A 20,518-nucleotide genomic window follows, 5' to 3' on the forward strand; every position below is an offset into this window, starting at 1 on the left:
GACGCGTCAGGCTCGCACGATGCGCACGGCTGCGGCATCCACCCGCAAACGAACCGGCATACCGTTGGTGAGCCCGAGTTCGGCTGCGCGATCCGCGGTGACATCGACCGCGACGTCGGGGTCGGTGGTGCGCACCCGGATCCCCGCCGGTGTCGGCTCGAGCCGCACGACTCGCGCAAGCCACACGCCTCGCCCGGTCGGCGCCGAGTCCAGTCGAAGCGCACCCGTCCAGGTCGACGCGTCGACGCCGTCGATGTGTACGGCGGAGGGAGGAAAGATCGCTGCGGCGTCGCCGGCGACGGATGCTTCGACCCGCAGCTCTCCCGAGACCCATTCGCCGTCCGCGGCGTGGCCGTCGACCCGATTGAGCCCCGCGACGGCAGCGGCGAAGCGGGTGGCAGGCTCCGCCAGCACGTGCCGGACGGGTCCCCACTGGGTGATGATGCCGCCCTCGAGGACAACGAGTCGCGACGCGAGAGACACGGCGTCGACCGCGTCGTGTGTCGCCACGATCGCCGTAGTGCCGGTCGAGGTGAGTTGCTCGCGGATCAAGGCGCGGATGTCGCCCGCCGTCTCGGCATCCAGCGAGGTGAGCGGTTCGTCCAAGAGCACGGCGGCGGGTTTCGTGACCAGAGCGCGCGCGATCGCGACGCGCTGCTGCTGCCCTCCGGACAGTTGGGCGGGATGCCGTGCCCCGAGGCCGGCGAGCCCGACTCTCCAGAGCCATTCGTCGGCATCCGCATCGGCGGCGCGACGCTCGACACCGCGCGCCCGCGGACCGAAAGTGATGTTGTCGTGGGCGCTCAAGTGCGGGAAGAGATGCGGGTCCTGGCCGAGAAGGACGACTCCCCGTTGCGCGGCCGACACGTGCGTGCGGGGTGTGGGCGCAGCATCCACCACTCGCTCCGCGACGCGAATCGTGCCGCTCGTGAGGGGCACGAGACCGGCGATCACGCCGAGCAGCGTCGACTTTCCGGCACCGCTCGGTCCCATGACTGCGAGCGTCTCTCCCGCCTCGATGCGGAACGTCGCGTCGAGGCGGAACGCACCGCGCTGAACGAGCGCCTCGACTTGAAGCGCGGTGCCGGTCATCGGGTCACCCCGGGCCGCCATGCGCGGACGAGCAGCAGAACAACGACGGCGGTGATGAGCAGGAGGAGCGAGAGCGCCACCGCCGCACCCTGCGAGACGCCTGCGCCGTTGAAGGCCGTGTAGATCGCGAGCGGCATGGTCTGCGTTACGCCCGGCGCATTGCCGGCGAACAGGGCGGTCGCTCCGAACTCGCCGATCGCGCGGGCGAAGCAGAGGATCACGCCGGCGATCAGGCCAGGAGCCGCCAGCGGCAGGGTGACCCGGCGAAGGATCGTCCACTTTCCGGCGCCGAGGGCGGCTGCGGTGCGCTCGTAACCCACACCGCTCGTGCGGAGAGAGCCCTCGAGTGCAAGCACGAGGAAGGGCAAGGCGACGAAGGCCTGGGCCAGCACGACGGCGGCCGTGGTGAACGGCAGCCGGATGCCGAGTTCGGCGAGCGGTTCACCGAGCCACCCGTTGCGTCCGAACAGGAAGAGAAGAGCCGCACCGCCGACCATCGGCGGCAGAAGAAGCGGCACCGTCACCACGGCACGGAGGACGGCAGCCGTGCGCGCCCCGCTGCGCGCGATCGCGAGAGCAAGGGGCACACCGACGATGAGGCACAGTACCGTCGCGAGCAGGCTCGTGCCGAGCGAGAGCATGAGCGCCGTGGCCGCCTCGGGCGAAGAAACATCCGCCCACAGCGTCGACCACTCGACTTTGCCGATGAGCGCAAGGAGCGGGAGGACGAGCAGTGCCAAGCCGAGCACCGCGGGCAACAGCAAAATCTGCGGGACGAATCCGATGTCACGCCTCACGGGGCAAGAAACCCTTCGCCGGCGAGGATGCGCTTTCCTTCGGGGCCCAGCACGAAAGCAACGAAGGCAGCCGCAGCTGCGGGGTTCGCAGCATCCGTCACGGTCGCGATCGGATACTCCACAACGATGTCCTCGGCGCCCTCGGGAACGAACCGCTCGAGATCGGCGCGACCTCGCACATCTGTCGCGTACACGAGCCCGGCATCGGCTTCGCCTGCCGCGACCTTGGTGAGCACTGCGGTCACGCTTTGTTCCGCGCTCGCGGGGCGCACCGTCAGTCCCTCTGCCTCCAAGAGCGCGAGCGATGCCGCACCGCACGGCACGGGGGCCGCGCACAGCACGACACGGAGTGCCGGATCACCGAGATCTGCCAGCGCCGTGACTCCCCCGGGGTTTCCGGTCGGCACAGCGACAACCAGCGTGTTGCGTGCGAAGACGGTCGATTCGCCTGCCGCCCCGGCCCCTTGAACCGTGCCCATCGTCACCGCGTCAGCCGAGGCGAAGACGTCTGCCGGAGCACCGGCGATCAACTGCGTCGCGAGAGTGCTCGACCCGTCGGTCACGAGCGGCCGCACATCGACACCGGGGTTCGCGTCTTCAAAGCGCTCACTGATCGCCGCGAACGCGGATGCGAGGGATGCCGCGGCATAGACCGTGATCGTGCCGTTCAGATCGTCGCCCCGTTCTTCATCGACCGGCGTCGCGGCCGCACAGCCGCTGAGAATCCCACCGAGCACGGCTACGGTCAGGACCGCAAAGAGTCTCGCCCCGAGCCCGCGCCCCGAAGCAACCATTCGCCCACGCTAGCATCGAGCCCCCACGGTCTAGCCTGGGGTCATGCGCCTGCCACCGCTCGTCGACCCGCTCGATCAGCTCACAGATGTCGAACGCGCGCGCACCGCTCGGCACGCGAGTCTTGCCGGGTTGGGTGAGATCGGCCAGCGCCGACTCGCCGCCGCCCGCATCGCCGTGGTGGGCGCCGGTGGCCTCGGGTCGCCGGTGATTCTTGCGCTTGCCGCCGCGGGTGTCGGCACCCTCACGGTGATCGACGACGACGTGATCGAAATCTCGAACCTGCAGCGGCAGGTGATCCATCGACGTCAGGATGCCGGTACCTCCAAGGCCGAGAGTGCCGCGCGCGCAGCATCGGCCCTCTCCGACACCATCGTCGTTCCGGTCCTCACCCGCATCGACGGAACGAACGCCGAACAGGTGCTCACAGGAGCCGATCTGGTCATCGACGGAAGCGACACCTTCGACACTCGCGAGGCCGTTGCTGCCGCGTGCGAGCATCTCGGCGTCCCGCTCGTATGGGGCACGGTGCAGGAGTTCGGTGCGCAGGTGACGGTCTTCTGGTCCGCGCCGCCCGCCGGCATCGGCGCGGTCGTCCTGGCAGACCTCTACCCGACTGGTTCTGTGGGCGACGTGCCGACGTGCAGCGCCGTGGGAGTCCTCGGGTCGCTCTGCCTCCAGGTGGGGTCGCTGATGGCTACCGAAGCGATCAAGCTCGTGACCGGCATCGGCGATCCTCTCCTCGGTCGGGTGTTGGTGATCGACGCCCTGCGTGCCCGGCAGACCGAGGTGCCACTCCGGGCAGCATCGGGAGCAGCATCGGGAGCAGCATCCGCCGCACCCCTCGCTTCCGCTCCCGCGTTGCGCGAACGACCCTCCCTCACCGCGGTCGGACCGAGCGCGCTCTCCGACACCCGGGTGATCGATGTGCGCGAAGCCGACGAAGTCGCACGCGGAATGATTCCCGGCGCGATCCACATTCCCCTGGCCGAGCTGCTCGCAGACCCGTCGGCCATCACGGGTCCGGTCGTGATCGTGTGCCAGACAGCGGTGCGTTCACGGCGCGCAGCCGAAGCGCTTCGCGATGCGGGAGTGGACGCGTCGATCCTCGCGGGCGGAATGGAGGCGTGGACCGCGACCCGGGGTCGGGCGCCCTCATGAGCGAGCTGCGCAAGGTCGAAGAACATCTTGCTCGCGTGCTCGGGGCGGTCGTGCCGCTCCCCGCCGAACGCATCAGCGTTCCGCACGCCCGGGGACGCACCCTCGCCGAGCCCTTACGGGCGCGCGTCGACATTCCCGTCTTCGACAACTCCGCGATGGACGGGTTCGCCGTCCTCTTCGCCGATGTGCGGGATGCCTCGCCCGACGCTCCCGTGCAGCTCGATGTGGTCGCCGACCTTCCCGCAGGAACCGCCCTGGATCCCGCGATCGGGCCCGGCCAGGCCGCGCGCATCATGACCGGCTCCGCCGTTCCGACCGCGGCCGATTCCATCGTTCCGTTCGAAGACACGCTGGGTGGACTCGAGGACTCGCTGGCGAACATCACGGTCGTACGCGCTCCGCGCGCAATCGGCGCACACATCCGCCACCGCGCGAGCGATGCGCACGCCGATGACGAGCTGCTCCCCCCGGGGGCGGTGCTCGGCGCCCTGCAACTCGCCGCCGCGGCAGCCGCGGGCGTGACCGACCTCGTCGTCGTGCGCCGACCACGCGTGGCGGTGGTGTCGACCGGATCGGAGCTGGTACCGCCGGGTGCTTCGTTGCTGCGCGGGCAGATACCCGAGTCCAACAGCGAGCTGCTCAGCGGTCTCGTCATCGAAGCCGGCGCCGACCTCGTGCTGTGCCTGACCGTGCCCGACGACGGTGATGGCCCGGTGCACGCGGTGGCCGAAGCATCCACCCGCAAAGCCGACGTCGTGATCTTCACGGGTGGGGTGAGTGCCGGAGCGTACGAGCCGGTCAAGGCAACACTCGGGCACACGATGGACTTTTCGAAAGTAGCGATGCAGCCCGGCAAGCCGCAGGGATTCGGGGTCGCGGGCGGCATGCTGCTGTTCGGTCTGCCCGGCAACCCCGTCAGCGCCGCCGTGTCTTTCGAGGTGTTCGTCCGCCCGGCGTTGCTCGCCCTGCAGGGGCGTTCCGACCTGCAACGTCCGGTGCTGCGGTTGCCCGCTGCGACCGGCTGGCGCACCCCGCCCGGACGCCGCCAGTACCTTCCCGTCGCTCTGGACCGCAACGATCCCGCGCGATGGACCGTGCGACCGGTGACCGGCGGAGGCTCGCATCTGGCGGGCGGGCTCGCTCGCGCTGAGGCCTACGCGGTCGTCCCTGCCCAGGTCACGGAGGTCGGCGCAGGCGACCCGGTCGATGTCATGCTGATCTCATGAGTTTCACGCACCTGGACGATGCCGGGCATGCCCGGATGGTCGATGTCACCGAAAAGCAGCCGACCGTCCGTGCTGCGACCGCTCGCGGATTCGTGCGCTGCTCACCCAAGGTCATCGCCGCCCTGCGCGACGGCGCCGTTCCCAAGGGCGACGTTCTCGCCGTGGCACGCATCGCCGGTATTCAGGCGGCAAAAAGAACCCCCGAACTGCTCCCCCTCGCCCACGTCATCGGCGTGCACGGCGCTGTCGTCGACCTGAGCATCGTCGACGACGGTGTCGAGGTCGCCGCAACCGTCCGCACGGCCGACCGCACCGGAGTCGAGATGGAGGCCCTCACCGCGGTGTCGGTCGCCGCCCTCGCGATCGTCGACATGGTGAAGGGCCTCGACAAGGCAACCTCTATCGAGCACGTCCGCATCACTGCCAAGACCGGCGGGAAGAGCGGCGACTGGGTACGCCCCGAGCCCCAGTGACCATCTCACTCGGCGCGATCCTGCTCGCGGGCGGGCGCGGTTCTCGGGTCGGCGGAGCAACGAAACCGCTGTTCGAGATCGACGGCACGACTCTCCTTCAGCGGGCAGTCGGCGCGGCGGAGGATGCCTCTGCACGCCCGGTCACTGTCGTCGGGCCCGTGCTGGACCCGACGCTTGCGGTCGAGTGGGTGCGGGAAGATCGACCGTTCGGCGGCCCCGCCGCTGCAGTGGTCGCTGCGCTCGACACGTGGACCGGCACCGACCCGGAGTGGACGCTTCTGCTCGCCTGCGACCTGCCCGGCGTGCGGCCCGCCGTGGGCCTGTTGTTGCAGTCCCTCCCGCTTCTGTCAGCCGACACCGAAGGCCTTTGCCTCTCCGACACCGCCGGCCGCCCTCAGTGGCTGACCGGGCTTTACCGCACGTCGGCGTTGCGCGTGGGCGCAAACGCCCTTCCCGACCGTGGCATCGATGCTCGAGCCCGTGCGCTCTTCGATGATCTGGCCATCGCGGTGGTTGCTGCCCCGGACGCACTGACCCGCGACATCGACTCGTGGGAAGATTTGGAGGTGGCGCGCCTTCGCGCCGCCGATGATCGGAGCCACTCATGAGCGACCGCACTCTTCTTCCCGAGGCCCTCGACGCATGGGCCGCAGCGGTGCGCGAGAAGCTCGCGCTCGATCACGATCTGCCCGTTGCGCTGGTGCTCGACCTGGCGCGTGACGTCGCGAACGGCGTGGCTCGACCCGCCGCACCGTTGAGTGCATTTGCCGCGGGCCTGGCAGCCGGGCGCGCCGGAGGGTCTGAGACCGACATTCGCGCCGCGGTGACGGCGATCACCGACCTCGCCGCCGGCTGGGAGCGCGAGTGACCGTCGTCCGCTTCTTCGCCGCGGCTGAAGAGGCCGTCGGTGCTGATCGCCTCGTCCGCACCGAGCAGACGCTCGGCGGGCTACGGGCGGCGCTCGAGACGGAGCATCCTGCGCTCGTCGCTCTTCTGCCGCGCTGCGCGGTGCTCGTCGACGGCGCCCGTGTCGACGATGATCACGCCTTGACGGCAGACACCGTCGTCGACGTGCTGCCGCCGTTCGCCGGCGGCTGACCCGGTCAGCCGGCTGGGGCGCGCTAGCCGCCGAGCCCTTTCCACGCCGTCGTGCCGTCGGCCTCGACCTGACGCTTCCACACCGGCAGGTCGGTCTTGATCGCCTCGATGATCGATCGGCATACCTCGAAGGCCTCGGCGCGGTGCGCCGACGCGACAGCGATCACGACAGCCGCCTCCCCCACGCCCAGTCGCCCGATGCGGTGTGACACGGCGACAATCGAGTCCGAGTCGCCGATCGCCTGCTCGGCTATACGGCGGAGCGTCCGCTCTGCGTCGGGGTGTGCGGAGTACTCGAGCGCGACGACTGCGGTCGAGGCATCCGGATCATGATCACGCACCCGACCGACGAACGTCACCTCGGCGCCCTTGTCCGCGTCATCGATCGCGGCGACGTGTGAGTCGAAGTCCAAGGGTTCGGCGCTGACCGCGGCGACAACAACGCTCACGCGTGATCACCTCCGCTGAGCTGGTCGATGACGTGGCGGGCGACCGAGAGAATGACGGGCATACCGGATGCCACGGCCTTCGGCGACCCCGGAAGGTTGACGATGAGCGCGCCATCTGTGACGCCCGAGGCGGGATCGACCACGCCGGCACGCCCGCGCGAGAGGATCGCCCCCGGCGCCTCGGCAACGCCGATGCGGCGAAGTTGTTCGGCGATGCCCGGCACTTCGCGAGTCAGCACGCTCGCGGTGCCTTCGGGTGTGTGATCGCGCGGACCCACCCCCGTACCACCGGTCGTGAGGATCAGACGCGCGCCCGTCGCGAGCGCCGCGCGCAACGCCGTGGCGACGCTGATCGCTCCGTCGGGGATGATGACCGGGTCGACGCACGAGAAGCCTCCGCGGACGAGCTCCGAGACGGCGACGGGCCCGGCTGTGTCGGGACGCTCGCCCGCGGCGGATCGGTCCGAAACCGTGATCACCACGGCACGATAGGTCATGTCGCCAGCCTACGGTTGCGCGGTCTCGGATCGGCGCTCGAGCCGCACGATGACCGACTTCGAGGTCGGGGTGCCGCTGACGTCAGCCACCGAGTCCAGCGGCACGAGCACATTCGTCTCGGGATAGTAGGCCGCGGCGTTGCCCTGCGGTGTCGGGTAGGCCACGATCCGGAACGCCTCGGCACGACGCTCTTCGCGAGCGGCGCCGATACCCCACTCCGACACGAGATCGACGATCTCACCGTCGGCGAACCCCAGTACCTGGATGTCCTTCGCGTTCACCAGCACGACCCGGCGACCGCCGTGGATGCCCCGGTAGCGGTCATCCTTGCCGTAGATCGTGGTGTTGTACTGATCGTGCGACCGCAGTGTCTGCAGCAGCAGACGTCCCCGCGGGATGCGCGGATACTCCAGCGGATTGACCGTGAACCGCGCCGTACCGTCGATCGTCGCGAAACGGCGCTCGTCACGCGGGCCGTTCGGCAGGTGCAGCGTTGCGCCCTTGTCGATTCGCCGATCGAAGTCGTCGAAGCCGGGGATCACCCGGGCGATGTGACCGCGGATGAGCCCGTAGTCGCCCTCGAGTGCTGCCCAGTCCGCCTGCGGCGCGTTGTCGTCGGGTCCGAACACGAGCCCGCACAGCCGCGCGACGATCGCGACTTCGCTCAGCATGCCCTCAGAGGGCGGTACGAGCCGCCCGCGTGACGCGTGCACGGCGCCCATCGAGTCTTCGACGCTCACCCTTTGCTCCCGGCCGCCGCGCCGATCGCGGTCGGTGCGTCCGAGTGTCGGGAGGATGATCGCCCGCCGGCCCGTGACGACGTGCGAGCGGTTCAGCTTGGTCGAGATCTGCACGCTGAGCCCGACGCGACCCATCGCCGCCTCCACAACGGCGGTGTCGGGCGTCGCCGACACGAAGTTACCGCCCATCCCGATGAAAACCTGCGCCTTGCCGTCGCGCATCGCACGGATCGCTTCGACCGTGTCGAACCCGTGCGCACGCGGGGCGGAGAAGCCGAATTCTGTGTCGAGCGCGGAGAGGAACGCTTCGGACGGCTTCTCGTAGATCCCCATCGTGCGATCGCCCTGCACGTTGGAGTGTCCGCGCACCGGGCAGACCCCGGCGCCGGCGCGCCCGATGTTGCCCTGCAGCAGGAGGACGTTCACCACATCGCGCAACGTCGCCACGGAATGCTTGTGCTGGGTGAGCCCCATCGCCCAGCAGACGATCGTGGCTTTCGAGGCACGCACGAGCTCACCGACACGGCGCAGGACCGACTCGGGTACGCCCGTGGCAGCGACCAACTCGGGCCACGCAGCATCCGCCATCGCATGTCGATACTCTTCGAAACCGCTCGTGTACGCGGCGATGAAGGCGCTATCAAGAGCGTCGCCGGACTCGAGCAGGTGTTTGCCGATCGCCTGGAACAGCGCCTGGTCGCCACCGAGGCGGATCTGGACGAACTCGTCGGCAAGCGTAGTTCCGCCGAGAATCACTCCGCGGGGCGTCTGCGGGTTCTCGAAACGGATCAGCCCTGCCTCGGGCAACGGGTTGACCGCGATGATCGTCGCACCGCGGCTCTTCGCCTTCTCGAGCGCACTGAGCATGCGGGGGTGATTCGTCCCCGGATTCTGTCCCGCGACGATGATCAGCTCGGCGTTGTGGATGTCGTCGATCGTCACGGTGCCCTTGCCGATGCCGATCGTCTCGCCGAGCGCCGAACCCGACGACTCGTGGCACATGTTCGAGCAGTCCGGCAGGTTGTTGGTGCCGAAGCCCCGCACGAGCAGTTGGTAGAGGAACGCGGCTTCGTTGGACGTACGACCCGAGGTGTAGAAGATCGCCTCGTTCGGGTCGTCGAGACCTCGCAGAGACTCGGCGATCTCGCGCAGCGCGTCGTCCCACGAGATCTCGCGGTAGTGCGTGGCGCCTTCGTCGAGGATCATCGGATGCGTCAGCCGGCCCTGTTGCCCGAGCCACCAGTCGTCGTGCCCGCGCAATTCGTCAATCGAGTGGGCAGCGAAGAACTCGGGCGATACCTGGCGCAAAGTCGCTTCTTCGGCGACAGCCTTGGCGCCGTTCTCGCAGAACTCCGCGATGTGGCGCTTGTCTTCTTCGGGCCACGCGCAGCCCGGGCAGTCGAACCCGTCCTTCTGATTGACCTGAAGGAGCGTCTGGATGCTGCGCCCGACGCCCATCTGATCGTGTGCGATCTTGAGCGCGTGGAGCACAGCGGGCACGCCGACCGCGACCTTCTTCGGTCGCGTGACACGCACGTCTGCTTCGTCGATGTCGCTCGTCGGGGGTTTCGTCGCCATGGCTCTAGGCTATGCCGACGACCTCACGTTGATGGCAGTCAGTCGTGCCACCGGATCACTCCCCTCACGTCGCCGATTGCGACCCCACCCCGGGTGGGTCCGTTCACCGCGGAGCGCGAGTCGATGGACTCCGTTCGATTGTCACCCATGACCCATACCGTGCCCTCCGCCACAGTCACACGGAATGGCACAAGGCCCCCGGGGCGTGCGCCCGAGACATAAGACTCGACAAGGGGCGTTCCGTTCAGGATCAATTTGCCGCTTCCGGCCTCACAGCACACCACGATGTCGCCAGACACGCCGATAACGCGTTTGACGAGGATGGCGTCATCGACGCTCGACCAGCCGTCGCGGTCGACAAACAACACGACATCGCCGCGAGCAGGATGACTAAGCCGGTCGAAGAGCACGGTGTCACCGCCATCAAGAGTGGGCGACATCGAGTCGTGTTCGACGCGAGCAATTCCGAACACAGCGAGAGCGAGAATGATGGCCGCCACGGCCATGACTGACAGTGCGCCTCGCACGAGACTCATCCGATGCCGGGCGATCCCCCCAGCCGACGGCGCGCATCCGCTTTCGCTGATGGACAGTCGCTGTGCAGATATAGTCATGGCACCTCCTCGAGAAGCGCAGCCATCGCCGCGATCTCACGCTCCTGCTCGATAAGGACATGCTTCGCCGTTGATCTCACGAAGGCGTTGGAGCCCTCCTTCACCGCGACGGTCGCCATCTCGAGCGCCCCCTCATGGTGGACGATCATGAGCTCGAGAAACAGGCGATCGGCCGCTGCACCATCGGTGCGGGCGAGCCCCTCCAGCTCAGCGAGCTGATCGGGCGTGGCCATGCCCTTCATCAGCGAGTGATCGATGTGGCTTCCGCATCCGCGCGCGACCTTACCCGCTGTCTCATGGGCGGAGTGCGCAGCGTGTGCAGACTGATGAGACGGAGCAGATGCCGCAGCCTCAGCCGCCGGAACGGCCGCCGCCCAGGCATCCTGCCACTTCTGCATCGTCGCGATCTCGGCAGACTGATCACGCTCGATGAACGCAGCCAGCGCGTGGGTGCGTTCCCGCGCGTCCGCTGCACCGAGCACCAATTCACTGAGCTCCAGCGCCTGCTCGTGGTGCGGGATCATCCCCTCGATGAAGCAGTAGTCCGCCGCGACAGGGAACCCGTCCGGCGCGGCACCGACCGAGAGGGGAGCGGACCCTTGGGCCGTCGCGCCCGTTTCGGGCGCAGGAATGATGAGGCCCATGACCATGATGGCGAGCGCACCCGCGCCGGTCACCGCCGCGATGCAGACGCCGATGCCGGCGACGCGTCTCGACATGGTTTCTCCTGAGTGCTCGAGAACGGGGCCGAGGGGTGGCCGTAGCGGCCACCCCTCGGCTGTGGGTGGAATCAGGCGTGCACCTGCCCGCCCGAAGGTCGAACGAATCTCGACAAGAGAGCGAGCGCGCCACCGGCGACCAACAGCAGGACGCCTGTCAGTGCCCAGCGATTGGCGTCCGTTCCCGTCGAGGCGAGGGCACCCAGGATCGCTGCGGGAGATGCCGACGCGACGGTGAATGAGCCCTCTGCGACAGCAGTCGACGTCTGCCCGGTAAGGACGAGTCGGTGCTCACCCGCGGGTGTCGAGCTCGGCACGATGAACTGCAGGTCGACTGCTCCTTCCGAGTCCGCGATGAAGGTACCGACGTCCACCGGATCCGAATACAGAACCGCACTCACCGTCTCGCCAGGGGCGAATCCGGAAGCCGTCGCGCTTTGCGTTGCTCCCGGCGCGACCTCGGATTGTCCGAACGTGACGGTGTTGGTGGGCGCCGGAGTCGTCGGCGCCGGTTCGGTCGGAGCGGGCGTTCCGCCACCGCCCGCCGGAGGTGTCGCCGACGTCTCGGGGGTCGGCTCGCCTGTCGAGGTCGGGCTCGGTGACGCCGAATCTGTCGGCGTCGGTTCCGGCGATGCGGTCGGCGTCGTGCTGATGTTCGGGTTGGGAACACCGCGCATGTCGCCGTTCACCCATTTGCGTCCCTCGGGAATGATCGGGTTCTGCGCCGAGAAGTCTCGCGGGTAGAGGGTAAAGCCCTGCCAGTGGATCGGCATCGGGCTCTGGTCCTCGTCGCGATTGATGTGGTGGAAGCCGACATTAACCCACGCGACCGGGTCGACGAGTGGCTCGCCGTCGGCGATGTAGTCCGTCACCATCTGACCCGCCTTGCTCGGGATCAGGTTGTAGCTCGCGTGGACCTCGTCGGACTTGGCCGACGTGAAGGCGATGTCGAAGTCGGTCTCGGGGTTGAGGTTGTAGGCCTGGTCGCGGTCCACGATGATCTCGTATGAGCGGGCGTGACCGTCGGCGTTGAGACTTTCGGGATTGACTACTCGATAGGCCTCCCGATTGCCGACGAAGACCTTCGTCTCGGCGTCGACCGTCGTCAGCTGCGTGTCGAGAATTGCCGTGCGTCCTGTGTCACCGGTCGTGCCGTACTCACCGGTGGGGGTGGTCGCGAACTTCTCGACCACGTGTGACTCAGCGTTGTCTACCGCGAAGTCGACGCGCCAGAAGGCCGAGTGATAGTGGTTCACGGCGAAGTCGTTGGCACCCTCGTCGAGCGGCCAGCCCTGGTTGACGACGTTCACGAAGTCATTGGGCGAAAGATCGCCGGTCGCGCCCAGACGTACCGAGACCTCGCCGTCGTCGTGGAAGCGGTACTCCGTCTGGTACTCGTACCAGCCGATGCGCGACACCGAGTGCAGAACGAGGTCGGTCCCCTGAGCCGCGTATAGCGCGTCACGCGTGATGTTGGACCGATAGGCGAGCCCAGAATCTTCCTCACCGATGCAGACCGCCGGAATCTCACCTCGCGTGGCATCGACCCAGGCCGAGCGCACCGTCCCGACCGGGCAATCCACTGCTGCAATCGCCTGCAGGCGGCGACCGCCGACCTGGTAGGTCGTCACGTCGTTGTACTCCGTTGCGCCGGTGTCGTAGGGAACGTTGAGCTGCGCGAGAGCGATCGAGTCGAGAACAAGCATCGGAGCGGCGTCGTCACGCGGCTGGTAAGCGACCTTGTCGAGGACGAGGCCGCGATACGAATCGATCCGCCAGCACATCTGCCAGCTCGAACCCGCCTCGAGTGTCTCCGACACGAGCGAGTCGCCAGAACAGGATGCCTCGGTCACGGTTTGCGCCGTCGCCGCGGCGGGGGTGGTCAGCACGAGGCCTCCCGAGAGCAGTGCGACGGCGATCGCCGCGCTGAGGGTGCGTTTCATCTTTGCTTTCTCCAGAATCATGAGACGGGAAGGACGGTGGTGGTGGACAGATTGACGACGATCGTGCTGGTGGTGAGGAAGGCTCCACCGTCGATCTGGGCGAGCACCTGAACGCAGCGTTCGACGCCACATGACTCGGCGCCGAAAGAGCCCGCATCAGTGACGAACGAGTGAGCGGTCAGTTCGACCTCTGCCGACTCGGGCGTGAGCGCCGAACCTCCGGTCAGAGCGGCGAATTCGTCGGCGATGGGCTGGCCAAGCTCCGACCCGAGGATCAGCTCCCATGCCAGGGCAGTTTCGGCATCCGTTGGCGCCGGCTGACTCCCTGACGCCCGCTCGATCGCCTCGATAGTGCCGGTGCTGACGTTGACGATCATGCTGACGAGCTCGTTGGTCGCGTAGTCGTAGTACAGCGAGAAGAGGCGGCGTTGACCGTCCGTATAGGCCTGGGGGTCCGCCACATCGGTCGAGAGGAACTGCAATCCGGAGTCGCCGAATACGTCCGCGCCGGCCGCGTACTCCGGAACCTGTGCGCCGAGATAGCGCACGTAGCTCACCTCCTCACCGGACAGCTGGTCGTACGCAGCGGGGATCACCGTGGGCGGCTCAACAGTCTCGGACTTCTCCGGCGCATTCTCATCGCTGCTGTCGGCGGCAATGGGTGTCGACGAGGGTTCGGGCGGTGACGACGTGGCCTGCACGGCGACCTGCATGGCGAAGACGAGCGCGACCGTCGCGCCGGCGGCTGAGACCGCCGAGGCGATGCCGAGCGACCGCGGCGTGAGCAGTTTGCGCCGCGTCGGAGGGGGGGCTCCTTCGGGTGCGAGCTGTGAATCAGTCACAGAGTTCCTTTCGGTGGGCGAGGTCGACGCGACACTCCGCGTCAGGGCGATCTTCAGGCAGCGCGATTTCGGCGAAACGCTCGGTGGCGAACGCGGATCGAAATCCGCATGAGACACGGAGCACTGCGAGGCCCCTCCTGTCTCAGCCGTTGTGACGAGCCGGAAACACAGGCCACCTCTGGGCGCAATCCACGCTCGATAACCTCGCCACGACCAGGAGGATCATGAGCGCGCTCGCCGATGCGATCAAGCGGGGCCGGCCACGCACCGACCTCGGCGAGACGTCGCCGTTTACTGGACTCCACCGCCGGCACGCGCGCACCGTCGACGTCATCGCACAGTCCGTCGCCGCAACTGCTCCAGCCGGCGTACTTCTGATTCATCCCGGCGCACTGTATGGCCGCAGCGGGTCGTTCGCATTCTTCGACATCGTGCTCACGCTCACGCTGGTGATCGCCGTAGCTCTGGTGATCGGGATGTTTGCGCGGCGCATCTCAAGCACCGGCTCGCTGTACACCTTCGCGGCCCGTGGACTGGGCCCACACGTGGGTCTGCTTGCCGGAGGTGCACTGGGGGTCGGCTACCTCGCGATCTCGATGAACACCCTGAGTTCCGGCGCGAGCCGCATCGCACGGCTGCTGACGGGGCACACGGATTCTCCGACGCCGCTGGCGCCCGCCCTCACACTGTTTTTCGGGGCCATCATCGCGGTTGTGATCGCGCGGGGACTGCGCATGTCCACACGCATCCTTCTCGTTGTCGAGTCGATCGCGGTCCTGACCGTGCTCGGGCTTTCGATCGCAGCCCTCGCGCTGACGCGGTGGGATATCAGCCTGCTCATTCCGCAGCCGCAGCACATCTCGACCGAAGCGATCATGACAGGCGTGGCGTTCGCGCTGATCGGTTTCGTCGGGTTCGAGAGCGGGGTGGCGCTCGGACCAGAGACGAGACGTCCGTTCGCTGCAGTACCCAGGGCGATCCTCATCAGTGTCGGCGCAACGGGGCTCGTCATGCTCGTCGGCACCGCTGCTCAACTGTCGCTGGTGTCCGAACGGCCCGGTGCCGCGTCACTCGAGTCTGTGACCGGTCTCGCCGGCCTCATCGACCTCATCATCGCGATCTCCTTCCTCGCGTGCGCGCTCGCCATGACAAACGCCGCGACGCGCCTCATGTTCGCAATGAGCCGCGAAGGAGTCCTCCCGCCCGTCTTCGGTCGAGTCTCGCAACGGGGTGTCCCCGCCCTCGGGGGTGTGCTGCTGACGGCGCTTGTCACGGTCGTCCCTTTCACAGTGTTCGCCCTCGGCGGCTCCCGTCAGGACCTGCGGATGGTCACCTCCCCGGCATCCACCCTCGGCTTCGTGCTCGCCTACACGCTGATCTGCCTGGCTGCTCCGATCTTCCTGTGGCGATTGCGCGAACTCACCCTGCGCAGCGCGATGCTCAGCGCCGTCCCGTTCGCTGGACTTACGACCGTTCTCTGCTTCTACCTGGGGGCCACCACGCGTGACAACCCCCTGGGGCTCGCATGGTCCGCGGTTATTCTCGCCGCCATTGTCGTCTGGGGTACGGTCACTCTCGCCCGTCGGCCCAGCCTCGCCTCGCGTCTCGGTGTGCACGACTGGGCGGTGGATTCCGACGCCCTCGACACGCCATCGCGCCGATGAACGCTCGCGCACCCGTCGACGGAGGTCGACTGCCCGAGAAGGGACTGGGGCTGGCGCTGGAGATCCTCGAGCAAGTTGCGCGCGGCCACCAGCGCTCGAGCGCAGCCGATATCGCGCGCGCAGTCGGCGCCCCACGTGCGACGGTGTACCGCGTTGTGAACGCCTTGGTACGCGACGAGTATCTCGTGCGGCGCCCTGACTTCTCCGGCTTCCTTCTCGGCGCCCGCGTCCTCGAGCTCGCGGCAGTTGTCGATGCGCACCGCGCACCACCGTCCTCAGGAATCGTCGAGCGTGTCCGCGTGGACACGGGTGAGGCCGTGCACCTCTTCGGCTTTCACGATGCCGGCGTGACGATCGTCGAGGAAGATGCTCGATATCCGCTTTCGGATCGGGCGACTCTTCTCAACGACCCCACACGGTCGGCCGTCGGGCATCTCTGGCTCGCCGAGCGCCCGCGACGCAATGAATCAGGCGCTCATCGATGGCGAGTTGCTGTCGCCGCGGCCGACATCGAGGCGATCACCGACGCCTATGTCATGCGGGGCTATACAGAGCAGGTCGCATCGCTCGCCCCGGATCGTGGATGCCTCGCAGTGCCGATCCGAGACAGTCGCGATGAACCAGTGGGAGCGATCTGCCTTGCCACGCCGCTCACGCGGTTCTCGCTGGCTGCACGGCACCTCAGCGCACTACGCGACGCAGCGACCGCGCTCGGCGGTCAGATGTCTCTCCAGCGCTGAAACGGCGGCAGCCCCGCCCGTCAGCGCTTACCGGTACCGAACATGCCCCGAATGACGCCATTGAGGATCGTCTGAGTCGACTTCGAACCGAGAATCTGCTCGAGCGGTGACTTCTGCGTGGAGCGCGTCGTGCGCGTGGTACCGGACGTCTTCTTCAGCAGCCGGTCATATTCCTGTCGCGCCTTCTTATCGGCCGCGGCCTGCGCCTTGTCCATCGCGGCTTGCTGTTTGGCGAGCTCGGCAGCCGCTTTGGCGCGGTCGATCTCGGCCTGCTTCGCGGCGGCTTCCGCTTCTGCGGCATTCATCTTCGCCGTGAGGATCTCGCGGGCGGATTCGCGGTCTATCGCTGTGCCGTACTTCGCGAGCAGCGGCGAGGCCTTCACTGCGGTCTCGATCGCCGGGTCGGGCGTGGGAGACATCAGACCCTGCGGCGCGCGCAGGCGTGTCCAGGCGACAGGCGTCGGCGCACCCTTCTCGCTCATGACCGTGACGATCGCCTCACCGGTGCCGAGCTCCTGCAGCGTGCGTTCGAGGTCGTAGCCCGACTTCGGGTACGTGCCGACCGTGGCGCGGAGCGCCTTCGCGTCATCCGGCGTGAACGCACGCAGCGCGTGCTGTACGCGCGACCCGAGCTGGGCCAGAACGTCGCTTGGCACATCCTTCGGCGTCTGGGTGACGAAGAAGACGCCCACACCCTTCGACCGGATGAGTCGCACGGTCTGGGTGATCGCCGCGAGGAAGTCCTTCGACGCGTCGGTGAAGAGCAGGTGCGCTTCGTCGAAGAAGAACACGAGCTTCGGCTTGTCGGCGTCACCCACCTCGGGGAGCCGTTCGAACAGTTCCGCCAGCAGGTACATCAAGAACGTCGAGAAAAGCGCCGGTTTGTCGATGACCCCTGGCACCTCGAGCAGCGAGATCACTCCGCGGCCATCGGGCGCCACACGCAAGAAGTCCTCCACATCGAACTCCGGCTCGCCGAAGAACACGTCGGCACCCTCGTCGGCGAAGGTGATGAGTTCGCGGAGGATCACGCCTGCGGTGGCCGACGACAGCCCGCCCAGGTTCTTGAGCTCGCCTTTGCCTTCATCGCTGGTCAAGTAGCTGAGTACGGCGCGAAGATCCGACAGATCGACCAGCGCAAGCCCGTAGGCGTCGGCGTAGTGGAAGACGAGCCCCAGACTCGACTCCTGGGTCGCATTCAGGCCCAGCACCTTGCTCAGCAGCAGTGGCCCGAACCCGCTGACGGTTGCCCGGACGGGTACGCCCTTTCCGACGCCGCCCAGCGCGAAATACTCGGTGACGGATGCTTCGGCCTTCCAGTCCTGGGCGATTCCGGCGGTGCGGGCGAGAAGTTTTTCACTCGGTTCTCCCGGGGTGGCGACCCCGGAAAGGTCTCCCTTGATGTCTGCGGCGAAGACCGGGACGCCCTTCGATGCGAGCTGTTCGGCAAGACCTTGCAGAGTGCGGGTCTTGCCGGTGCCGGTCGCCCCGGCGACCAGCCCGTGGCGATTCATCATCGCCAGCGGGATGCGGATCTGTGCGTCGGGTACGGGGTCGGTGTTCAGCAGCGCGCCGAGGTCCAGTGTTGCGGATTCGAATGTGTAACCCTTGACGACGGCGGCGATCTGGTCGGGTGTGAGCGGGCCGGATGCCTCGGCAGGCTCGGGTTTCGGCTCGGGTTTCGGCTCGGCATCAGCTTCCGACGCCGGCTCGGCGACCGGTGCGGGCGGCTCGGATTCCGTCGCCGTCGGCGCAGAATCGGCGGCGGGCTGAGCATCCGGAACCGCCTCCGAGGGAACGGAAGCAGACAGCGCAGCGGCTTTCGCCCTGGCCGCATCAGCCTCGGCGGCCGCGAGCGCGGCACGCGCGTGCGCGGCCTTCAGTTGGGCCTCAGCAGCCTCGGCCTCGGCGCGCAGGCGGGCAAGTTCGGCTTCAGCGACGGCGACAGCGGCGTCCGGCTCGGTCATTTGCCCAGCCTACTGATCGGTGAGGGACGCTGTCAGTTCTGGCGCGCGCGCCCGCGCACGCTCTCGATCGAGGGGTACCGCGAACAGTGCCGCCACGACGAGGGCAGCCCCTACTCCGGCGAGCGCGCCGCCCAGCGTGTCGCTCAGCCAGTGCGCGTGCAGATACGTGCGGCTGAAAGCCATCGCCAGCACCCACACGACGCCTGCGATGATCACCCACAGCCGTGGGAAGAGAACGATCACTGCGGTCGCCAAGGTCGCCGCTCCGGCAACGTGTCCGGAGGGGAACGACCCGTAGTCCGAGATCACGAGAATCTCTTCCGGACGAGCGCGCCCGAACGAGCGCTTGAGAACCTGAACCAGCCCCGCAGAGACGGCCTGTGCGACGAGAAAATACGCCGCCGACCACGGCCGTTTCACCAGGATCAGTACCAGCGTTCCACCGAGGGGAACGACGAAGATTCCGAACCAATGGCCACCCAGAAAGTCCATGGCGTACGAGAAGTTCAGCAGAAAGGCGTTTCTCGAGTCGACCAGGAGGGTGTTCCACCAGAGGTCGCCCGCGAACGGAACGTCGCCGCGCGAGTAAAGCCACGCACCGAGGCCGCAGGATAGTGCGATGAGCACGATGCCTGTCACGAGTGACGGAAGGTATCGCGAAGGTCTCATCGGCCCATTCTGCCGGACGGATACATGGGCACATGCGCCCGGGTGTTACGGCGCGAGCTGTGCGACAGTGCGCGGCCGCACGACGAACCAGAGAGCGAGCGCGCCGATCACCGAGCAGCCAACCATCACCGAGGCCATTGTCGTCGCCGTGATTCCCGACCCCGTCGCCAGCCAGCCGACGAGCGGCGAGATGACTCCGGCGACGCCGAAGTTGGTCGCTCCGACGATCGACTGCGCGGTTCCTGCCGCCTTGCCATGCCGGTCAAGGGCCAGCACCTGCACGCAGGGGAAGGTGAATCCACACGCGGTCATGAAGAAGAACAGCGGAATGACCGTTCCCCAGAGCCCGAGCCCCATTTGATCGGTGATGATGATGGCGGATGCCGAAACCACCAGCACACCGGTCGAGAAGGCCATGACCCACTGTGGCCCGTACCGTGCCGCGAGGCGCGCGGCGACCTGAACACCGACGACGACGCCGAGCGAGTTTGCCGCGAAGAGCAGGCCGTACTGCTGAGCGTTGAAGCCGTACGTACCCTGGAAGAGGAACGATGATGATGACAGGTACGAGAACAACCCGCTGAAGGTCATTCCGCCGATGATGAGCACGCCGATGAAGACACGGTCGCTGAAGACGCTCTTGTATCGCTGCCAGACGGTGGTGGCTCCCCGCTCATTGCGGCGGGCGGCCGGAAGCGTCTCGGGAATGAAGACAGCCGCCGAGACGAGCATGATGGCGCCGTAGATCGCCAAGACGACGAAGATGCCGCGCCAAGGCATGACCAACAGCAGTGCCGAACCCACGAGCGGAGCGAGCACGGGTGCGACTCCGGAGACGAGCGCGAGACGCGAGAGCATGACGACCAGGCGCTTGCCGCCAAAAAGGTCGCGCACGATCGCTGCGGCCACAACGCCGCCGGCCGCAGCGCCCGCGCCCTGCAGGACCCGCGCCGCGGAGAGAAGTTCGAGGGTGGGCGCCATGGCCGCACCGATGCTCGCCAGCACATGGATAGCCGTGACGGACAGCAGGGGCATGCGGCGACCGACCTTGTCGCTGAGCGGGCCCACGATGAGCTGACCGAGGGCGAAGCCGATCATCGTTCCGGAGAGCGTCAGCTGGATCGCGGCGGCGCTGGTCTGAAAATCTGCCTCGAGCACCGGGAATGCGGGCAGGTAAAGGTCGATCGTGAACGGTCCGAGGGCCGTGAGCGCGCCGAGCAGGATGATGTAGAGCACGCGACGACGCGCCGTGATCGAGTCCCCCGGGTGCAGCATGATGGGCGCCGTGGCGGGGTTCGCACCGAGTGTGCGGATCGCGCCGGTCGCGGTCGTGCGGGGGGTGATGGATGGGGTCACGGCAGGCGTGACGGGGACGGATGCAGTCTCAGGCAAGAGTCTTCGTTTCGGAATAAGTCAGCGATCGAATCGATTCGAACCACCAGTCTACCGGAACTGT

The 20,518-nt window shown here is 67.5% G+C and carries 21 protein-coding genes; 8 read left to right on the forward strand and 13 right to left on the reverse strand.

The window, feature by feature from the left end; all coding sequences use genetic code 11:
• Positions 1-6: 6 nt before the first annotated feature.
• The 3 genes from LG299_RS05930 to modA are packed head-to-tail and all read right to left on the reverse strand — an operon-like array spanning position 7 to position 2,683.
• Positions 7-1,092: a sulfate/molybdate ABC transporter ATP-binding protein gene (locus LG299_RS05930; protein WP_404434071.1), complete on the reverse strand. Its 1,086-nt coding sequence runs from the start codon at positions 1,090-1,092 to the stop codon at positions 7-9.
• A complete protein-coding gene (locus LG299_RS05935) occupies positions 1,089-1,889 on the reverse strand; it encodes an ABC transporter permease (protein ID WP_404434072.1) in 801 nt (266 codons plus the stop codon). Before LG299_RS05935 ends, LG299_RS05930 begins: the two co-directional genes overlap by 4 nt.
• Positions 1,886-2,683, reverse strand: a complete 798-nt coding sequence (gene modA / locus LG299_RS05940; RefSeq protein ID WP_404434073.1) for a molybdate ABC transporter substrate-binding protein — start codon at positions 2,681-2,683, stop codon at positions 1,886-1,888. The genes LG299_RS05935 and modA overlap by 4 nt, the downstream gene beginning before the upstream one ends.
• Positions 2,684-2,726: 43 nt before the next feature.
• Here modA and LG299_RS05945 point away from each other — a divergent pair, with 43 nt between their 5' ends.
• The 6 genes from LG299_RS05945 to LG299_RS05970 are packed head-to-tail and all read left to right on the forward strand — an operon-like array spanning position 2,727 to position 6,639.
• A complete protein-coding gene (locus LG299_RS05945; protein ID WP_404434075.1) occupies positions 2,727-3,842 on the forward strand; it encodes a ThiF family adenylyltransferase in 1,116 nt (371 codons plus the stop codon).
• Positions 3,839-5,068, forward strand: a complete 1,230-nt coding sequence (gene glp, locus LG299_RS05950) for a gephyrin-like molybdotransferase Glp (RefSeq protein WP_404434819.1) — start codon at positions 3,839-3,841, stop codon at positions 5,066-5,068. Before LG299_RS05945 ends, glp begins: the two co-directional genes overlap by 4 nt.
• Positions 5,065-5,541 (forward strand): cyclic pyranopterin monophosphate synthase MoaC, encoded by a 477-nt coding sequence (moaC, locus tag LG299_RS05955; RefSeq protein ID WP_404434076.1) that lies wholly within the window; start codon positions 5,065-5,067, stop codon positions 5,539-5,541. Before glp ends, moaC begins: the two co-directional genes overlap by 4 nt.
• On the forward strand, positions 5,538-6,149 hold the full coding sequence (locus LG299_RS05960; protein ID WP_404434078.1) for a molybdenum cofactor guanylyltransferase: 612 nt from the start codon (positions 5,538-5,540) through the stop codon (positions 6,147-6,149). The genes moaC and LG299_RS05960 overlap by 4 nt, the downstream gene beginning before the upstream one ends.
• Entirely contained in the window at positions 6,146-6,409 is a 264-nt protein-coding gene (locus LG299_RS05965; protein ID WP_404434079.1) for a DUF6457 domain-containing protein, read from the forward strand. The genes LG299_RS05960 and LG299_RS05965 overlap by 4 nt, the downstream gene beginning before the upstream one ends.
• Complete coding sequence (locus LG299_RS05970) at positions 6,406-6,639, forward strand: MoaD/ThiS family protein (RefSeq protein WP_404434080.1); 234 nt, start codon at positions 6,406-6,408, stop codon at positions 6,637-6,639. Before LG299_RS05965 ends, LG299_RS05970 begins: the two co-directional genes overlap by 4 nt.
• A gap of 23 nt (positions 6,640-6,662) precedes the next feature.
• Here LG299_RS05970 and LG299_RS05975 read toward each other — a convergent pair whose 3' ends face one another.
• The 7 genes from LG299_RS05975 to LG299_RS06005 form a co-directional block, all read right to left on the reverse strand.
• A complete protein-coding gene (locus tag LG299_RS05975; protein WP_404434081.1) occupies positions 6,663-7,088 on the reverse strand; it encodes a molybdenum cofactor biosynthesis protein MoaE in 426 nt (141 codons plus the stop codon).
• Positions 7,085-7,585: a molybdenum cofactor biosynthesis protein B gene (locus LG299_RS05980; RefSeq protein WP_404434082.1), complete on the reverse strand. Its 501-nt coding sequence runs from the start codon at positions 7,583-7,585 to the stop codon at positions 7,085-7,087. Before LG299_RS05980 ends, LG299_RS05975 begins: the two co-directional genes overlap by 4 nt.
• Positions 7,586-7,594: 9 nt before the next feature.
• Positions 7,595-9,904 (reverse strand): FdhF/YdeP family oxidoreductase, encoded by a 2,310-nt coding sequence (locus tag LG299_RS05985; RefSeq protein ID WP_404434083.1) that lies wholly within the window; start codon positions 9,902-9,904, stop codon positions 7,595-7,597.
• Between the two features lie 38 nt (positions 9,905-9,942).
• Positions 9,943-10,518, reverse strand: coding sequence for a signal peptidase I (gene lepB, locus LG299_RS05990; protein ID WP_404434084.1), 576 nt, complete (start codon positions 10,516-10,518; stop codon positions 9,943-9,945).
• The gene (locus tag LG299_RS05995) at positions 10,515-11,237 is read right to left on the reverse strand and encodes a DUF305 domain-containing protein (RefSeq protein WP_404434085.1); all 723 of its coding nucleotides are present in this window, start codon (positions 11,235-11,237) and stop codon (positions 10,515-10,517) included. Before LG299_RS05995 ends, lepB begins: the two co-directional genes overlap by 4 nt.
• 71 nt (positions 11,238-11,308) lie before the next feature.
• Positions 11,309-13,180 carry a hypothetical protein gene (locus LG299_RS06000; RefSeq protein ID WP_404434086.1) on the reverse strand — a complete coding sequence of 624 codons (1,872 nt, stop codon included), beginning with the start codon at positions 13,178-13,180 and terminating at the stop codon, positions 11,309-11,311.
• A gap of 17 nt (positions 13,181-13,197) precedes the next feature.
• Complete coding sequence (locus LG299_RS06005; protein ID WP_404434087.1) at positions 13,198-14,022, reverse strand: hypothetical protein; 825 nt, start codon at positions 14,020-14,022, stop codon at positions 13,198-13,200.
• A 224-nt stretch (positions 14,023-14,246) separates the two neighbouring features.
• Here LG299_RS06005 and LG299_RS06010 point away from each other — a divergent pair, with 224 nt between their 5' ends.
• Both LG299_RS06010 and LG299_RS06015 read left to right on the forward strand, forming a co-directional pair.
• Positions 14,247-15,686: an APC family permease gene (locus LG299_RS06010; protein WP_404434088.1), complete on the forward strand. Its 1,440-nt coding sequence runs from the start codon at positions 14,247-14,249 to the stop codon at positions 15,684-15,686.
• The gene (locus tag LG299_RS06015; protein ID WP_404434089.1) at positions 15,683-16,426 is read left to right on the forward strand and encodes an IclR family transcriptional regulator; all 744 of its coding nucleotides are present in this window, start codon (positions 15,683-15,685) and stop codon (positions 16,424-16,426) included. Before LG299_RS06010 ends, LG299_RS06015 begins: the two co-directional genes overlap by 4 nt.
• 20 nt (positions 16,427-16,446) lie before the next feature.
• On the opposite strand, the gene LG299_RS06020 is transcribed toward LG299_RS06015, so the two are convergent.
• Genes LG299_RS06020 through LG299_RS06030 form a run of 3 tightly spaced genes read right to left on the reverse strand, consistent with a single transcriptional unit; the run spans position 16,447 to position 20,454 of the window.
• Positions 16,447-18,393: a helicase HerA-like domain-containing protein gene (locus LG299_RS06020; protein ID WP_404434090.1), complete on the reverse strand. Its 1,947-nt coding sequence runs from the start codon at positions 18,391-18,393 to the stop codon at positions 16,447-16,449.
• Between the two features lie 9 nt (positions 18,394-18,402).
• Positions 18,403-19,062, reverse strand: a complete 660-nt coding sequence (locus LG299_RS06025) for a phosphatase PAP2 family protein (protein WP_404434092.1) — start codon at positions 19,060-19,062, stop codon at positions 18,403-18,405.
• A gap of 45 nt (positions 19,063-19,107) precedes the next feature.
• On the reverse strand, positions 19,108-20,454 hold the full coding sequence (locus tag LG299_RS06030) for a multidrug effflux MFS transporter (RefSeq protein ID WP_404434093.1): 1,347 nt from the start codon (positions 20,452-20,454) through the stop codon (positions 19,108-19,110).
• Positions 20,455-20,518 lie beyond the last annotated feature (64 nt).

The organism is Microbacterium lacus, from assembly GCF_044794305.1.
Classification (GTDB): domain Bacteria; phylum Actinomycetota; class Actinomycetes; order Actinomycetales; family Microbacteriaceae; genus Microbacterium; species Microbacterium lacus_B.

Coding starts and splice junctions, on each gene's coding strand:
- LG299_RS05930 (WP_404434071.1), bottom strand. CDS start 1,092: ATGACCGGCACCGCGCTTCAAGTCGAGGCGCTCGTTCAGCGCGGTGCG.
- modA (WP_404434073.1), bottom strand. CDS start 2,683: ATGGTTGCTTCGGGGCGCGGGCTCGGGGCGAGACTCTTTGCGGTCCTG.
- LG299_RS05945 (WP_404434075.1), top strand. CDS start 2,727: ATGCGCCTGCCACCGCTCGTCGACCCGCTCGATCAGCTCACAGATGTC.
- glp (WP_404434819.1), top strand. CDS start 3,839: ATGAGCGAGCTGCGCAAGGTCGAAGAACATCTTGCTCGCGTGCTCGGG.
- moaC (WP_404434076.1), top strand. CDS start 5,065: ATGAGTTTCACGCACCTGGACGATGCCGGGCATGCCCGGATGGTCGAT.
- LG299_RS05965 (WP_404434079.1), top strand. CDS start 6,146: ATGAGCGACCGCACTCTTCTTCCCGAGGCCCTCGACGCATGGGCCGCA.
- LG299_RS05980 (WP_404434082.1), bottom strand. CDS start 7,585: ATGACCTATCGTGCCGTGGTGATCACGGTTTCGGACCGATCCGCCGCG.
- LG299_RS05985 (WP_404434083.1), bottom strand. CDS start 9,904: ATGGCGACGAAACCCCCGACGAGCGACATCGACGAAGCAGACGTGCGT.
- lepB (WP_404434084.1), bottom strand. CDS start 10,518: ATGACTATATCTGCACAGCGACTGTCCATCAGCGAAAGCGGATGCGCG.
- LG299_RS05995 (WP_404434085.1), bottom strand. CDS start 11,237: ATGTCGAGACGCGTCGCCGGCATCGGCGTCTGCATCGCGGCGGTGACC.
- LG299_RS06000 (WP_404434086.1), bottom strand. CDS start 13,180: ATGAAACGCACCCTCAGCGCGGCGATCGCCGTCGCACTGCTCTCGGGA.
- LG299_RS06010 (WP_404434088.1), top strand. CDS start 14,247: ATGAGCGCGCTCGCCGATGCGATCAAGCGGGGCCGGCCACGCACCGAC.
- LG299_RS06015 (WP_404434089.1), top strand. CDS start 15,683: ATGAACGCTCGCGCACCCGTCGACGGAGGTCGACTGCCCGAGAAGGGA.
- LG299_RS06020 (WP_404434090.1), bottom strand. CDS start 18,393: ATGACCGAGCCGGACGCCGCTGTCGCCGTCGCTGAAGCCGAACTTGCC.
- LG299_RS06025 (WP_404434092.1), bottom strand. CDS start 19,062: ATGAGACCTTCGCGATACCTTCCGTCACTCGTGACAGGCATCGTGCTC.